This window comes from Cereibacter changlensis JA139, assembly GCF_003034985.1.
GTDB classification, from domain to species: Bacteria; Pseudomonadota; Alphaproteobacteria; order Rhodobacterales; family Rhodobacteraceae; genus Cereibacter; species Cereibacter changlensis.
This window is the reverse complement of the sequence record NZ_PZKG01000001.1, coordinates 98356-112661: the sequence shown is the minus strand read 5'-3', so window position 1 is coordinate 112661 and position 14306 is coordinate 98356. Positions and strand designations below refer to the sequence as shown.

15 protein-coding genes are annotated in these 14306 nt (G+C 68.3%); 12 read left to right on the top strand and 3 right to left on the bottom strand.

What is annotated here, in order from left to right:
* Window positions 1-7 precede the first annotated feature (7 nt).
* The 4 genes from C5F48_RS00535 (at window position 8) to C5F48_RS00520 (ending at window position 5521) form a co-directional block, all read left to right on the top strand.
* On the top strand, window positions 8-1852 hold the full coding sequence (locus C5F48_RS00535) for an ABC transporter ATP-binding protein (RefSeq protein ID WP_107661954.1): 1845 nt from the start codon (window positions 8-10) through the stop codon (window positions 1850-1852).
* On the top strand, window positions 1849-3693 hold the full coding sequence (locus tag C5F48_RS00530) for an ABC transporter ATP-binding protein (protein WP_107661953.1): 1845 nt from the start codon (window positions 1849-1851) through the stop codon (window positions 3691-3693). The genes C5F48_RS00535 and C5F48_RS00530 overlap by 4 nt, the downstream gene beginning before the upstream one ends.
* Window positions 3690-4928, top strand: a complete 1239-nt coding sequence (locus C5F48_RS00525) for a class I SAM-dependent RNA methyltransferase (RefSeq protein ID WP_107661952.1) — start codon at window positions 3690-3692, stop codon at window positions 4926-4928. The genes C5F48_RS00530 and C5F48_RS00525 overlap by 4 nt, the downstream gene beginning before the upstream one ends.
* A 95-nt stretch (window positions 4929-5023) precedes the next feature.
* Window positions 5024-5521: a L,D-transpeptidase family protein gene (locus C5F48_RS00520; protein ID WP_107661951.1), complete on the top strand. Its 498-nt coding sequence runs from the start codon at window positions 5024-5026 to the stop codon at window positions 5519-5521.
* A 49-nt stretch (window positions 5522-5570) separates the two neighbouring features.
* Here the strand turns inward: C5F48_RS00520 and dalA are convergent, their stop codons facing one another.
* A complete protein-coding gene (gene dalA, locus C5F48_RS00515; RefSeq protein WP_107661950.1) occupies window positions 5571-6113 on the bottom strand; it encodes a divisome-associated lipoprotein DalA in 543 nt (180 codons plus the stop codon).
* A 165-nt stretch (window positions 6114-6278) separates the two neighbouring features.
* Between dalA and C5F48_RS00510 the strand changes: the two genes are divergently transcribed.
* Entirely contained in the window at window positions 6279-6881 is a 603-nt protein-coding gene (locus C5F48_RS00510; RefSeq protein ID WP_107661949.1) for a L,D-transpeptidase, read from the top strand.
* Window positions 6882-7028: 147 nt separating this feature from the next.
* The gene (locus C5F48_RS00505) at window positions 7029-7208 is read left to right on the top strand and encodes a hypothetical protein (protein ID WP_107661948.1); all 180 of its coding nucleotides are present in this window, start codon (window positions 7029-7031) and stop codon (window positions 7206-7208) included.
* Window positions 7209-7283: 75 nt separating this feature from the next.
* Here the strand turns inward: C5F48_RS00505 and hemH are convergent, their stop codons facing one another.
* Together hemH and C5F48_RS00495 are read right to left on the bottom strand one after the other, a co-directional pair.
* Window positions 7284-8387: a ferrochelatase gene (gene hemH / locus C5F48_RS00500; protein WP_107661947.1), complete on the bottom strand. Its 1104-nt coding sequence runs from the start codon at window positions 8385-8387 to the stop codon at window positions 7284-7286.
* Window positions 8388-8446: 59 nt separating this feature from the next.
* Complete coding sequence (locus tag C5F48_RS00495; RefSeq protein ID WP_107661946.1) at window positions 8447-9259, bottom strand: methyltransferase domain-containing protein; 813 nt, start codon at window positions 9257-9259, stop codon at window positions 8447-8449.
* A 36-nt stretch (window positions 9260-9295) separates the two neighbouring features.
* On the opposite strand from C5F48_RS00495, the gene C5F48_RS00490 reads away from it, so the two are divergent.
* From C5F48_RS00490 to C5F48_RS00465, 6 genes are all read left to right on the top strand, one after another.
* Entirely contained in the window at window positions 9296-10018 is a 723-nt protein-coding gene (locus C5F48_RS00490; RefSeq protein ID WP_107661945.1) for a double zinc ribbon domain-containing protein, read from the top strand.
* Between the two features lie 34 nt (window positions 10019-10052).
* Window positions 10053-10310, top strand: a complete 258-nt coding sequence (grxC, locus tag C5F48_RS00485) for a glutaredoxin 3 (RefSeq protein WP_107661944.1) — start codon at window positions 10053-10055, stop codon at window positions 10308-10310.
* A 49-nt stretch (window positions 10311-10359) separates the two neighbouring features.
* Entirely contained in the window at window positions 10360-10800 is a 441-nt protein-coding gene (locus C5F48_RS00480) for a MarR family winged helix-turn-helix transcriptional regulator (protein WP_107661943.1), read from the top strand.
* A gap of 2 nt (window positions 10801-10802) precedes the next feature.
* Window positions 10803-11627, top strand: a complete 825-nt coding sequence (locus C5F48_RS00475) for an NAD-dependent epimerase/dehydratase family protein (protein ID WP_245941239.1) — start codon at window positions 10803-10805, stop codon at window positions 11625-11627.
* A complete protein-coding gene (locus C5F48_RS00470; protein WP_107661941.1) occupies window positions 11624-12235 on the top strand; it encodes a sugar transferase in 612 nt (203 codons plus the stop codon). Before C5F48_RS00475 ends, C5F48_RS00470 begins: the two co-directional genes overlap by 4 nt.
* Window positions 12236-12400: 165 nt before the next feature.
* The gene (locus tag C5F48_RS00465) at window positions 12401-14290 is read left to right on the top strand and encodes a polysaccharide biosynthesis protein (RefSeq protein WP_373454319.1); all 1890 of its coding nucleotides are present in this window, start codon (window positions 12401-12403) and stop codon (window positions 14288-14290) included.
* The last annotated feature ends 16 nt before the right edge of the window (window positions 14291-14306 follow it).

Here is a 14306-nt window from a genome sequence, read left to right as displayed (position 1 = left end):
GCCCCCGGTGTTCCGTTTCTTCGAAAATCTCGTCGATCCCTATGAGCCCTGGGCCCAGACGGATACGCCGCCGCGCAAGCTGTGGCCCTTCCTGAGGGAATATGTCCGGCCGTTCCACGCCGTCTTCGCGGTCACGGGGATCCTGTCGGTCATGGTCGCCTCGATCGAGGTGCTGCTGATCTGGTATGTCGGGCGCATGGTCGACCTTCTGGCGCAGGGCGAGCCGCAGGCGGTCTGGCAGAGCCACGGGACCGAGATCATCCTCGTCGGCGTGGCGATCCTGCTGGTGCGGCCGATCATCGCCGGGGCGGATGTGGCGCTGCTCCATAACACCATCCTGCCCAATTTCGGCACGCTGATCCGCTGGCGGGCGCATACCCATGTGCTGCGCCAGCCGGTCGGCTGGTTCGAGAGCGATTTCGCCGGGCGCATCGCCAACCGCATCATGCAGACCCCGCCCGCCGCCGGGGATGCGGTATTCCAGACCTTCGATGCGGTGGCCTTCGCCATCACGACGATGATCGGCTCGGCGCTGGTGCTGGCCGACGCCGACCCGCGGCTGATGCTGCCGCTGCTCGTCTGGTTCCTGCTCTATGCCGCGCTGGTGCGCTGGACGCTGAAGCGGGCGGGGCCGGCCTCCAAGGCCTCCTCCGATGCGCGCTCTGCCGTGACGGGGCGGGTGGTGGACGCCTATACCAACATCCATTCGGTCAAGCTCTTCGCGCATCACGACCGCGAGCTGCGCTATGCCCATGACGCCATCGAACATGCCCGCAGCACCTTCCAGAAGGAGATGCGGATCATCACCAAGATGGATGTGACGCTGACGCTGCTGAACGGCTTCCTCATCGTCTCGGTCACCGGCTGGGCGCTCTATCTCTGGTTCGACGGGCAGGCGACGGTGGGAATCGTCGCGGCGGCGACGGCGCTGGTGCTGCGGCTGAACAACATGACCTACTGGATCATGTGGGCCACCACCTCGCTGGTGCAGGCGCTGGGCGTGGTGGCCGAGGGGATGGAGACCATTGCCCAGCCGATCGGGCTGGTCGACGCCAAGGCGGCGAAGCCGCTGGAATTCCGCGAGGGCCGGGTGGAGCTGCAGGAGCTGTCGCACCATTATGGGCGCGGCTCGGGCGGGCTCGACCGCATCTCGCTGACCATCCGCCCGGGCGAGAAGATCGGCATCATCGGCCGCTCCGGCGCCGGGAAATCGACGCTGGTCAAGCTGATGCTGCGCTTCTACGACCCCGAAAGCGGTCGCATCCTGATCGACGGGCAGGACATCACCCAGGTCACGCAGGACAGTCTCCGGCTGCAGATCGGCATGGTTCAGCAGGATTCCTCGCTGCTGCACCGCTCGGTGCGCGACAACATCCTCTACGGTCGCCCCGACGCCAGCGAGGAGGAGATGATCCTCGCGGCGAAACAGGCCGAGGCGCATGATTTCATCCTGACGCTGGAAGACCCCGAGGGCCGCAAGGGCTACGACGCCCATGTCGGCGAGCGCGGGGTGAAGCTGTCGGGCGGGCAGCGGCAGAGGGTCGGGATCGCCCGGGTGATCCTGAAGAACGCGCCGATCCTCATCCTCGACGAGGCCACCTCGGCGCTCGATTCCGAGGTGGAGGCGGCGATACAGGACACGCTCTACGGCGTGATGGAAGGAAAGACCGTGATCGCCATTGCCCACCGGCTCTCGACCATCGCCGCGATGGACCGCATCGTGGTGCTGGACGACGGGCGCATCGTCGAGACCGGCAGCCATGCCGACCTTCTGGCGCAGGGCGGGCTCTACGCCCGCTTCTGGGCGCGCCAGTCCGGCGGCTTCATTGGCATCGAGGAAGCGGCGCAATGAGTCTCCTGCGCCTTGGCGGGCTGATCGACGCCTTCCGCCCCGCCGAGGGGCCGCCGCCGCAGCAGCTGGGCGCCTTCCTGCGCTGGTGCCTGCGCGGCTCCTGGCCGATGCTCTGGCTCGCCGCGCTCGTCTCCTCGCTCAGCGGCGTGACCGAGGTCGTCTCGGCGGCGATCATCGGCTGGGTGATCGACGCGGCGCTGGCGGCGGGGCCGGAGGCCTTCTTCCGCGAGGAGATGCCGCTGCTGATCGGCTTCGTGCTGTTCTACCTTCTGCTGCGCCCGCTGATGTTCGGCATCGCCGCCGCCGCCAACTCGATCATCGTCGGGCCGAACGTGCTGCCGCTGGTGCTCAGTCGCCTGCACCGCTGGACGTTGGGGCAGGCCGTCACCTTCTTCGACAACGATTTCGCCGGCCGCATCGCCCAGAAGCAGATGCAGGCCGCCCGCGCGGCGACCGATGTCGCGACCGAGACGATCAACACCGTCGCCTTCGCGCTGGCCTCGGTGATCGCCTCGGTGGTCTATCTCGTCGCCATCGACTGGCGGATGGCGGCGGCGCTGGCCGTCTGGCTCGTCGCCTATATCCTGCTGATCCGCTTCTACCTGCCGCGCATCCGGCAGAACTCGGCGGCGCGGGCCTCTGCGCGGGCGATGGTCTCGGGGCAGGTGGTCGACACGATCACCAACATCAAGACGGTGAAGCTTTTCGCCCATGCCGCCTTCGAGGATCGCGTCGCCCTGCAGGCGATGGAGGTGTTCCGCGACCGCTCGCTGGAATTCGGGGTGATCTCCACCTGGTTCCGCCTGTCGCTGATGACGCTGGCGGGCGCGCTGCCAGTCTTGATGATCGGCGGCACGCTGGTGCTCTGGCAGCAGGGGCAGGCGACGGCGGGGGCGATTGCCGCGGCGGGCGCCATCTCGATGCGGATCGCGCAGATGTCGGGCTGGGTCAGCTTCACGCTGATGTCGATCTACACCTCGGTGGGCGAGGTCGAGGACGGGATGAACACGCTCTCGGTGCCGCATACGCTGGCCGACAGCGAAGGCGCGCGCGACCTGCCGCGCATCCGGGGCGAGATCACCTTCGACGACGTGACCTTCGCCTATGGGCGGACCCGCGGCGGGGTGAAGGACCTGCGGCTGACCATCGCGGCGGGCGAGAAGCTGGGCATCGTCGGCGCCTCGGGGGCGGGAAAATCGACGCTCGTCTCGCTGCTGCTCAGGCTCTACGACCCCGAGACGGGCAGGGTGCTCGTCGACGGGCAGGACCTGCGCGACATCACGCAGGAGAGCCTGCGCCGGCAGATCGGCATGGTCACGCAGGAAACCGCGATGTTCAACCGCTCCGCCCGCGACAACATCCTTTACGGCCGCCCCGACGCCAGCGACGACGAGATGCTCGACGCCTCGCGCTCGGCCGAGGCGCATGAGTTCATCGAGGGCATGATCGACCATACCGGGCGCCGCGGCTACAGCGCCTTCCTCGGCGAGCGCGGGGTGAAGCTGTCGGGCGGGCAGCGCCAGCGGATCGCGCTGGCCCGGGCCTTCGTCAAGGACGCGCCGATCCTCGTGCTGGACGAGGCGACCTCGGCGCTCGACTCCGAGGTCGAAGCCTCGATCCAGGAGGCTTTGGACCGGGTGATGCAGGGCAAGACCGTGCTCGCCATCGCGCACCGGCTGTCGACCATCGCGGCGATGGACCGGATCGTGGTGCTGGATCAGGGCCGTCTGGTCGAGGAAGGCACGCATGACGCGCTTCTGGCGCAGAATGGGCTTTACGCGCGCTACTGGAACCGGCAATCCGGCGGCTTCATCGGGATCGAGGAAGAGGCCGCAGAGTGATCGTCACCATCGAGAGACTGGGCCATCTGGGCGACGCCATCGCGCAGGGGCCGTCCGGCACGATCTTCGTGCCGCAGGTGCTGCCCGGCGAGGTGGTCGAGGGCGAGGTGACCGGCGACCGCATGGCCGCGCCGAAGATCCTCACCCCCTCGCCCGACCGCGTCCGCCCTCCCTGCGTCCACTTCCGCACCTGTGGCGGCTGCCTGCTGCAGCATGCCTCCGATCCCTTCGTCGAGGGCTGGAAGCAGGAGGTCGTGCGCTCGGCGCTGCAGGGGCAGGGGCTGGAGGCGAGCTTCCGCCCGATGCATGTCTCGCCGCCGCGCTCGCGCCGCCGGGCGACGCTGTCCGGCCGCCGCACCAAGGGCGGGGCGCTGATCGGCTTCCATGCCCGGGCCTCCGACGTGCTGGTGGCGATCCCGAACTGCATCCTGCTCGACCCCGAGCTGATGGCCGCCTTCCCGGCCCTTGAGGCCCTGGTGATCACCGGCGGCTCCCGCTCGGCCGAGCTGTCGCTGACGGTGACCCGCAGCCTCGCCGGGCCGGATGTGGCGGTGACGGGCGGCAAGCCGCTGGACAGCGACCTGCGGCTGGCGCTGGCGCGGGTGACCGCCGAACACGGCATCCCCCGCCTGACCTGGGATGGCGAGGTGGTGGCGCTGCACACGGCGCCGATGCAGCAGATGGGCGAGGCGCGGGTCGCCCCGCCGCCCGGCGGCTTCCTGCAGGCCACGCCGCAGGGCGAGGCCGCGCTGCTCGAGGCGGTGAGCGAAGCCATCGGCGACGCCCGCAAGGTGATCGATCTCTTCGCCGGGGCGGGCACCTTCGCCCTGCCGCTGGCCAGCCGCGCCGAGGTGCATGCGGTGGAGAGCGATGCCGCGATGATGCAGGCGCTCGACAAGGGCTGGCGCAATGCCACCAACATCAAGCGGGTGACCACCGAGACGCGCGACCTGTTCCGCCGCCCGCTGGAGCCGGACGAGTTCCGTCATGTCGATGCCGTGGTCATCGACCCGCCGCGCGCCGGGGCCGAGGCGCAGATGACCACGCTGGCGAAATCCGGTGTGCCGCTGATCGCTGCGGTCTCCTGCAACCCGGTGACCTTCGCCCGCGACGCCAGGATCCTGCTCGCCGGCGGCTACCGCCTCGACTGGGTGCAGGTGGTCGACCAGTTCCGCTGGTCGGCGCATGTGGAGCTGGCGGCGCGCTTCAGCCTGCCCAAGGCGCCCCGCCGATAACGGCCACGTGAGGGGCGGGCCCGAAACAACCGCTAGGCACAGGGCCCGTCTTTCGCTATTTCCTTGGGAAAAAACGAGCGGATCGGGCAGCAGACATGATATTCCTCAGGACCCTCCTGGCACTGGTGCTGGCCTTCGGGCTGGTCGCGTGCGGGGATTCGAAATTCAAGACCTATCGCGGGCCGGCGGTCACCAGCGTTCAGGTGCACAAGTCGGCGCGCAAGATGTACCTTCTGCACAACGACCGGGTGCTGAAGCAGTATGACGTGGCGCTGGGCTTCATGCCGGTCGGCCACAAGCAGTTCGAGGGCGACGGCAAGACGCCGGAGGGCGGCTACTGGATCGACCGCACCAACCCCGACAGCAAGTATCACCTGTCGCTGGGGGTCTCCTATCCCAATGTCTACGATACCGAGATGGCCCTGCTGGCGAACAAGAAGCCGGGCGGCGACATCTTCATCCACGGCGCGGGGAAGTACCCGGGCAGCAACAAGGTCGACTGGACGGCCGGCTGCATCGCGGTGACCAACAAGGAGATCGAGGAGATCTACTCGATGATCCGGGTCGGCACGCCGATCTACATCCTGCCCTGACATGAAAAGGGCGGGGAAATCCCCGCCCGTCGTCCTGCTGCCGGGAAGATTATTGCCCGGCGATCTGGAACGGCGCGTTGGCCGAAGCGCCCGCGCCCGTCACCATCGTCCACCAGATCTTGCCCGCCGGTTCCTGATACCAGGCGAAGCCCATCTGGTTCGCCTTCGGGTCCAGCACCACCTCGCGCGTGTCGGGCTGGGCCATCCAGGCGGCGAGGGTTTCCAGCTCGGTCTGGTAGGTCTCGGAGATCAGCTCGCCCATCAGCTTGCCGGGGTAGCCGGCGCGCTGCACCCGGACCAGCGGCGAGGAGCCGTCGGAGCCGAAGTGCCAGGGCCGGTTCTGCACCGACATGTCGCGCGAATGGGTCGCGGCGGCGGCGCGCAGCTCGGCGTTCATCTCCATCGGCGCGGCGCCACGGGCCTGGCGCAGCGAGTTCACCGAGTCGAGCAGCCGGTAGGCGACCGCGGCTTCGTCCGTCGTGCGGTAGACTTGCGGCAAGGGCTTGCCGTCCGGCCCGAGAGCGGGCCCCTGCGGCGCGCAGGCGGAAACGGCGAGGGCCCCGCAGACTGCGAGAACGGCGAATTTGGTCATGTCCTGTCCACCCGTGACTAGTTCGGGCCGTCTTACCAGAAAGCCCGTGCCATGTTCAAACGCAACTCTGCGTGAGAAGGTCCAGTGTTGCTGGATTGATTTGCGGCGGTGCCGGCAAGGGCGTAAACGATCAGGAAAGACACCACCTCTCAAGGAGACTAGCGGATGAGTGCCGATCACTCGAACAAGCTCAATCGCCGGACGCTGCTGGGCGTCGCCGCAGCCGGGCTCGGATCGCTGGCTTTGCCCGCCTTCGCTCAGGATGGCACCACCGAGATGGAAACGCCGGCCACCGGCACGGTGCGCAACAACATCTCCAGCTTCCGGATGCTGGACTGGCAGCCCTATTTCGACAATACGCGCAAAGGGGCGATCCTGGTCGACCTCACGTCGCGCGCTTTGCACTACTGGTCGGAAGATCAGGCAACCTATCTTTTGTTCCCGACATCCGTACCTTTATCCGACGATTTGACGCGGCTCGGTCGGACGGAGGTTGTGCAGAAAGTCGTCGCGCCGACCTGGCGGCCGACTCCCTCGATGCTGGAACGCAATCCGGAATGGCCCGCGGTCGTCCCCGGCGGATCGCCCGACAACCCGCTAGGCACCCATGCCCTCTACCTTTCCTGGACATATTACCGTATCCACGGCACGCATGACACGCGCAAGATCGGGCGGCGGTCATCCAACGGCTGCATCGGTCTCTACAACGAGCACATCCAGCAGTTGTTTGGACTCGCGCAGGTGGGTACTCAGGTGTTGCTTATTTGACAATGTGTCGCCATGGCGCATCGCCTCCGTTTGTCCGAGATTGCAATCAATAAATTAAGCTGCTTAGAAAGCTGTACGAGGTACAGTCTTGGGAGCACATCATCGCCTCTGCAAATTACGGTGATGTGCAATATCTGGAGGTTACAAATGAAGAAACTCGCGCTCGCCGCTGCCCTGTCGGTCGCCGCCACCTCCGCCTTCGCTGGCGGCATGGTTGAACCGATCATGGAACCGGCTGTTGTCGAAGCTCAGACGTCGTCGTCGGCTGGCGGCATCGTCGTTCCGCTGCTGCTGCTGCTCGTCGTCGCTGCTGCTGCTTCTAACTGATCCGTCTGGGTCAGATGTGGAAAGGGCGGTGAGAGTGATCTCACCGCCCTTTTCATTTGTCTGCAAGGACTTGGCCTAAAGGCCCCAGCCCGCCAGATTGTCGGTGATCACCGCGCTCAGCGCTTGGATGTGCAGCGGGTCGTCGTTCAGGCAGGGGATATAGGTGAAGCTCTCGCCGCCGGCGTGTTCGAAGGCTTCCCGGATCTCGCCGTTGATCTCCTCCAGCGTCTCGATGCAATCGGCCGAGAAGGCCGGGGCCATCACCGCGATCCGCTTCTTCCCCGCCTTCGCCAGCTCCGCGACATGCTCCACCGTATAGGGCTTCAGCCATTCCTCCGGGCCGAAGACAGACTGGAAGGTGGTGTCGATCGTCCCTTTCTCCCAGCCGAGTCGCTCGCGCAGCAGGCGCGAGGTCTTGGCGCATTGGCAGTGGTAGGGGTCTCCCGACATCAGGTAGCGCTTCGGCATGCCGTGATAGGAAGCCACCAGCATGTCCGGCCGGTGATCCAGCGCGGCATAGGCCCGCTCCACCGATTGCGCCAGCGCGTCGATGTAGAGCGGATGGTCGAAATACTCCGGCACGGTGCGCGCGGCGGGCTGGCGCTTCTCCTTCATCAGCGCGCGGAAGAAGGCGTCGTTCGCCGTGGCCGAGGTGGCGCCCGCGTAATGCGGGTACAGAGGGAAGAACAGGATCTTCTCGCAGCCGGCGGCGACCATGGCGCGGACCTTCGACTCGGTCGAGGGATTGCCGTAGCGCATGCAGAAATCGACCATGACCCGGTCGCCCAGCGTCGCCTTCATCTGCTCGGCGATAGCGGCGGTCTGGTCCTTGGTGATGGTCATCAGCGGGCTCTCGCCCTTGTCGTGGTTCCAGATCAGCTTGTAGTTCGCGCCCGAGCTGAACGGCCGCTTGCTGAGGATCAGAAGCTGCAGCAGCGGCTGCCACTTCCACGCCGGGTAGTCGATCACCCGCTTGTCCGAGAGGAACTCGTTCAGGTAGCGCCGCATCGACCAGTAGTCGTAATTGTCCGGCGTCCCCAGATTGGCCAGCAGCACGCCGATCTTGGCGGTGCGCACCGGGGGGTGATCGGCGGGCGCATGGGCAAGCCGGCCCTGACCCGGCAGCGCCGGATCGGCAGGACTCGAGGCTTGGGCAGAGCCCGGCGTTGCGTGCAGCATCGGCGCAGTCCACTCCGTATCAGTTCAGCCAGTGACACATATAGGCATCTTGGCCGGGGTCAACCGTCCTGCGGCGGTCTCGGGGCCAGGGCCTCGGCCAGCCGCACCGTGGCGGAGCCGGGGCGCAGCGGTTTCGGCTGGCTCTCGTCCGGGGCCCAGCCGGTCAGGCAGATCATCTCGAAGCTCGCCTCTATCCGGCCGTCAGCGCGCGAGAATCCCTCGACGTAGCGCCTTGCGGTCTCGGCGAAGAGCCGCCGCGTCGCCGGGATCCGCAGCCGCCCGGCCAGCGCGTTGGTCTCGCCCATCGCCCGCAGGTCGCGCATCAGATGCAGCGGATCGCGGTAGGCAACCTGCTGTTTCAGCCCGTCCGCCACCGGCAGGGCGAAGCCGGCACGTTGCAGCAGCCCGCCCAGGTCGCGGATCTCGCCCATCGGCAGCACCCGCGGCGACAGCCCGCCGGTGACGGCGGCCTCCGCCTCGGCCAGCGCCGCGCGCAGCTCGGCCAGGGTCTGGCCGCCGAACAGGAACCCGAGGAACAGCCCGTCCGGCTTCAGCGCCCGGCGGCACTGCACAAGCTGCCCCACCGGGTCGTTGGCCCAGTGCAGGCAGAGCGCGTGGATCACCATATCGTGAGAGCCCGGCTCCAGCGCCAGCGTCTCGTCATCGCTGACGAAGCGCGCCTCGGGCAGCAATCCGCGCCAGGGCTGCGGAAAAGCCGTCACCACGGCCGGCGATGTAAACCGCCTGTTAACCGCGCTCAGTCTCTCCTCGGTCTCGGCGACGACCTCCTCGTGCAGGAACAGCGCCGGGTCGCGCGCGGCGCGGCGGCGGTGATGGTCGAGGGCGGTGCGGTCGGTCAGATGAGGGGTCATGGGGGCCTCCGGTCACGCGGACCTAAGGAGGGCGGCATGGGATTGCAAGCGGCGCTGCATCTGCTCTACCCGCCGCAATGCCTGACCTGCGAAGCGCTGGTCACCACCGACTTCGGCCTCTGCGGCCCCTGCTGGCGCGAGACGCCCTTCATCACCGGGCTGGTCTGCGACCTCTGCGGCACGCCGCTGCCGGGCGAAGACCCGGGCCATGCCGTGCATTGCGACGATTGCCTGACGCTGGCCCGGCCCTGGGCGCGCGGCCGCGCGGCGCTGCTCTACAAGGACAATGGCCGCTGCATCGTGCTGGCGCTGAAACACGGCGACCGGCTGGACCTCGCCGGCCCCGCCGCCGGCTGGCTGCGGCAGGCGGCGGCGCCGATCCTCGCGCCCGACATGCTGGTGGCGCCGGTGCCGCTGCACTGGCTACGGTTCCTGCGGCGGCGCTACAACCAGGCGGCGCTGCTCTCGGCCGCGCTGGCCCGGCTGGCGGGGCTCGATCACTGCCCCGACCTGCTGACCCGCCCGCGCAACACCCGCAGTCAGGAGGGCCGCTCGCGCGAGGGTCGCTACGAGAACATGGCCGGCGCGATCCGCCCGCACCCAAGGTACGCGGCGCGGATGCGGGGGCGGAAGGTGCTGCTGGTGGACGACGTGATGACCTCCGGCGCGACGCTGGCGGCGGCGGCAGAGGCCTGTCTGACCGCCGGCGCCGCAGAGGTGTCCGTCGCGATACTGGCGCGCGTTGCGAAGCAGCCCTAAATCCCTATAGTTGAACCGACTGAAAGGGAGCCTGATGAAGCCCGTCGAAATCTACACCACCCCGCTCTGCGGCTATTGCCACGCGGCCAAGCGGCTGCTCGGCGCCAAGGGCGTCGCCTTCACCGAGATCGACGTGAGCCGCGATCCCGCCCTGCGCGCCGCGATGACCAAGCGCGCCAACGGCGGCCGCACCGTGCCGCAGATCTTCATCGGCGACAAACACGTCGGCGGCAGCGATGACCTGCATGCGCTGGACGACGCCGGGAAACTCGATCCGCTGCTGGCGGGCTGAGCATGCAGCAGGGCCGGCACCGATCCGCCGTGGCCGGGGCGCGGCCCTGATGCGCGAAAGAACCGAGGACATCGCGGTTGCGCTCTTTGGCGAGCTGTTCATGGCCGACCAGCTCGCCCGCAACCGGCTGTCCAAGGTGTTGCCGAAGGGGATGGAGCTGTCGCATTTCGGCGTGCTGAACCATCTCGCCCGGGCGGCGGAGGAACGCACCCCGGCGCAGCTGGCGAAATCCTTCCACGTGACGCGCGGCGCCATGACCAACACGCTGGCCAAGCTGGAATGGGCCGGCCATGTGCATATCCGCCCCGACTGGGACGACGCGCGGCGCAAGTTCGTCTCGATCAGCCCCTCGGGCCGTGCGGCGCGGGATGCGGCAGTTCAGGCCATTGCGCCGCTGATCGCCGATGTGGTGAATGCTCTGGGGGCCGAGCGGGTGCGCGCGGTGCTGCCGGTGCTGCGCGAGATGCGCACGAGGTTCGAGGAGGATTGACCATGCAGCTGCTCGTCCTCGGCGCCAACGGGCGTATCGGACGGGAGCTGCGGCGGATCTGGCCCCGGGACCTGCCCGGCGGCTTGCGTCCGCTCTGGCACAGCCGTAACGCCGGCTTCCGCTGGGACATGCTGGCCGAGCCCTTTCCCGGCATGGAGCCCGGCGGCGTGGTGCTGAACCTCGCCGGCGTCACCGACGCCCGCCGCCCGGTGACGCAGAACATCGATCTGGCGATGGCCGCCTGCGCCGCCGCCGAAGCGGCCGGGGCGCGTCACCTGTTCCTCCTCTCCTCCGCCGCGGTCTACGGCGCCCACCCCACGTACGACTTCCGCGAGATCGACCCTCCCGCCCCCGCCAACCCCTACGGCCGCGCCAAGCTGGAGATGGAGCAGGCAGCGCAGGATTGGGCCTCGCCGGGCAAGCCGGGCCTGACCATCCTGCGGCTCGGCAATGTCGTCGGGGCCGATGCGCTGCTGGGTCGGGCGCGGCCCGGCGCGCCGGTTCTGCTCGACCCGGCGCCGGGGCAGGAGGGCGGGCCGCTGCGCTCCTATATCGGGCCGCGCAGCCTCGCCTCGGTGCTGGCGCGGCTGGCGGCGCTGGCCGCCGAGGACGCGCCGCTGCCGCAGCTGCTGAACCTCGCCGCCGCCCCGCCGGTGTCGATGCGGGCGCTGCTCGAGGCGGCGGGCCTCGATTGGCGCTGGGGTCCGGAAACTCCCGACGTGATCCCGCGCGTCGGGCTGGACACGCGGCTGCTGCAGGGCCTCTGCCCGCTGCCGCCCGGCGCCGGAGACCCGGCGGCGATGGTGGCGGAGTGGCGCACCCCATGACGCTGTCCAAACGGCTGACCGACATCCTGCTGGCCCTGCTGCTTGTCGCGCTGCTGGCGGTCCCCTTCGCGCTGCTGCTGCTGGTGCTGCTGGTCACCCAAGGCCGCCCGCTGTTCCACGTCGCAGAGCGGATGAAGACGCCGGACCAGCCCTTCGCCCTGTGGAAGCTGCGCTCCATGCGCCCGGCGGCCTCGGACAGCGGCGTTTCCGGCGGCGACAAGGCCGGTCGGATCACCCGGATCGGCCGCTTCCTGCGCCGGACCCGGCTGGACGAGATCCCGCAGCTCTACAACGTGCTGCGCGGCGACATGAGCTTCGTCGGCCCGCGCCCGCCCCTGCGACTCTATGTCGAGCGCCATCCTTCGCTTTATGCGCAAGTCCTGCGCAGCCGCCCCGGGCTGACCGGCCTCGCCAGCCTCAGCTTCCACCGCCGCGAGGAGGCGCTGCTGCGCGATTGCCATTCCCCGGAACAGACCGACGCGGTCTATTCCCGGCGCTGCATTCCACGCAAGGCACGGCTGGATCTGATTTATCAGGCGAGGCGCAGTCTTTGCTTCGACCTGGCCCTGATCTTTGCCACAGGCCGTAAGGTCTTTTTTAACCGTTGAGCCGGCGACAGGCGGAACCGGGCGATTGAATTCGCGTTATACTTGTTTCGTTTTTTTAGCTGGCATAGGCTGCCGCTGTTGACGAGTGACGGGTTTTACCATGTGCCAAGGGCTTAATTCCCATTATGAAAACTATTACCGCGTTTCCCGTTCCGGGGGATGCGCATGCTGGCTCTGAAGAGAATTCTCTTCGAATGCGCCGACCGTCTTTCAAGGCCGCAGAAGCGACTCGTGCTGCTGCTGATCGATTCGCTGCTGGCCCCCGTCGTGCTTCTGGCCACCGGCCTGCTCCTTCCCATCGCGCCCGACCAGCACCTGATGCTGTTCCCGGCGGCGGCGCTCTGGGCCGCGCTGATCGCCAGCCTGCTCGGCCTGCCGCGGATCAAGCTGAACGCCTATGAATCGCTCGCCATCCTCAAGACCGGCGCCTGCGCAGCGCTGCTGGCCCTCGCCGTCGCGCTGACCGCCTGGCTCGGCGGCGCGCCCCTGCCGCTGGCGGCGATCATCCTCTTCGGCCTGATGGTCTTCCTCACTTCGGTCGGCGCCCGCATGGCGATGCTGCATCTCCTGCTCTGGACGCTGCAACTGAACCAGAAGCGCTACCGCGTGCTGATCTACGGCGCCGGCAACACCGGCAGCCAGCTGGCGGCGGCGCTGTCGTCGCGCGGCGCCATCCGCCCGGTCGCCTTCGTCGACGACAACGCCGCGCTGCAGGGCATGACGGTCTCCGGTTTGAAGGTGCATCCGCCGCGCGAGATCGAGCGGATCATGCGCGAGCGCGACATCAACCGGGTGCTGCTGGCGATGCCCTCGGTCTCGCCGCCGAAGCTGGCGCAGATCGCCCAGCGGCTGCAGCTCACCGGGCTCGACGTGCATACCGTGCCCTCCTTCGCCCAGCTGGTCGGGGCCGAGCAACTGGTCGACAACCTGACCCCCTTCGTCTGCGGCCGCTTCCTCGGCCGTCGGGTCGAGGAGGCGCTGCCGCAGGGGGCGGAGGCCTATGTCGGGCGCAGCATTCTCGTCACCGGCGCCGGCGGCTCGGTCGGGTCGGAACTCTGCCGCCAGCTGCTGCTGATCCGCCCGGCGCGGATCGTGCTGTTCGACGTCAGCGAGATCGCGCTCTACACCATCGACCGCGAGCTGTCCGAACGGGCCGAGGGCACCGGGGTGGAGATCGTCGCGGTTCTGGGCTCGGTAATGGAGTCGCGGTTGGTGCGGATGGTGATGGCCGACCACCGGATCGAGGTCGTGTTCCACGCCGCCGCCTACAAGCATGTGCCGCTGGTCGAGGCCAACCCGATCGCCGGTCTGGCCAACAACGTGCTGGGCACCCGCACCCTCGCTGATGCGGCGCATGAGGCGGGGGTGGCGCGTTTCATCCTGATCTCCACCGACAAGGCGGTGCGGCCGACCAACATCATGGGCGCCTCGAAGCGGCTGGCCGAGCTGGTGGTGCAGGACATGGCGCGGCGCTCCGCTGGCACGGTGTTCTCGATGGTGCGCTTCGGCAATGTGCTCGGCTCCTCCGGCTCGGTGATCCCGCTGTTCAAGGAGCAGATCGCCCGCGGCGGCCCGGTGACCCTGACCCACGAGGATGTCACCCGCTATTTCATGACGATCTCCGAGGCGGCGCGGCTGGTGCTGCTGGCCGGCTCCTTCGCCCATGGCGGCGACACCGCCGGCGGCGATGTCTTCGTGCTCGACATGGGCCAGCCGGTGCGGATCCGCGATCTGGCCCGGCAGATGATCGAGGCGGCGGGCTATTCGGTGCGCTCACCCGGCAACCCGGCGGGCGACATCGAGATCGTGGTCACCGGCCTGCGCCCCGGCGAGAAGCTGCACGAGGAGCTGCTGATCGGCGAGGGGCTGTTGACCACGCCGCATGCCAAGATCCTGCGCGCCCGCGAGGACAGCCTGTCGGAACTGGAGATGGCCAGCGCGCTGCGGGCGCTGCGCGCGGCGGTGGCGGTGGGCAATGCCGAGGCGGCGCGGCAGGTGATCCATGCCTGGGTCGACGGCTACCGCGCGCCGGAAAGGACGGCGGCGAAGGGCTGAGGCCCGGGAAGGTGTG

What these genes read in the sequence shown, in the direction of transcription:
- C5F48_RS00530 (WP_107661953.1), top strand. Translation starts at nt 1,849, where the DNA reads ATGAGTCTCCTGCGCCTTGGCGGGCTGATCGACGCCTTCCGCCCCGCC.
- C5F48_RS00520 (WP_107661951.1), top strand. Translation starts at nt 5,024, where the DNA reads ATGATATTCCTCAGGACCCTCCTGGCACTGGTGCTGGCCTTCGGGCTG.
- dalA (WP_107661950.1), bottom strand. Translation starts at nt 6,113, where the DNA reads ATGACCAAATTCGCCGTTCTCGCAGTCTGCGGGGCCCTCGCCGTTTCC.
- C5F48_RS00510 (WP_107661949.1), top strand. Translation starts at nt 6,279, where the DNA reads ATGAGTGCCGATCACTCGAACAAGCTCAATCGCCGGACGCTGCTGGGC.
- C5F48_RS00505 (WP_107661948.1), top strand. Translation starts at nt 7,029, where the DNA reads ATGAAGAAACTCGCGCTCGCCGCTGCCCTGTCGGTCGCCGCCACCTCC.
- hemH (WP_107661947.1), bottom strand. Translation starts at nt 8,387, where the DNA reads ATGCTGCACGCAACGCCGGGCTCTGCCCAAGCCTCGAGTCCTGCCGAT.
- C5F48_RS00495 (WP_107661946.1), bottom strand. Translation starts at nt 9,259, where the DNA reads ATGACCCCTCATCTGACCGACCGCACCGCCCTCGACCATCACCGCCGC.
- C5F48_RS00490 (WP_107661945.1), top strand. Translation starts at nt 9,296, where the DNA reads ATGGGATTGCAAGCGGCGCTGCATCTGCTCTACCCGCCGCAATGCCTG.
- grxC (WP_107661944.1), top strand. Translation starts at nt 10,053, where the DNA reads ATGAAGCCCGTCGAAATCTACACCACCCCGCTCTGCGGCTATTGCCAC.
- C5F48_RS00480 (WP_107661943.1), top strand. Translation starts at nt 10,360, where the DNA reads ATGCGCGAAAGAACCGAGGACATCGCGGTTGCGCTCTTTGGCGAGCTG.
- C5F48_RS00475 (WP_245941239.1), top strand. Translation starts at nt 10,803, where the DNA reads ATGCAGCTGCTCGTCCTCGGCGCCAACGGGCGTATCGGACGGGAGCTG.
- C5F48_RS00470 (WP_107661941.1), top strand. Translation starts at nt 11,624, where the DNA reads ATGACGCTGTCCAAACGGCTGACCGACATCCTGCTGGCCCTGCTGCTT.
- C5F48_RS00465 (WP_373454319.1), top strand. Translation starts at nt 12,401, where the DNA reads ATGCTGGCTCTGAAGAGAATTCTCTTCGAATGCGCCGACCGTCTTTCA.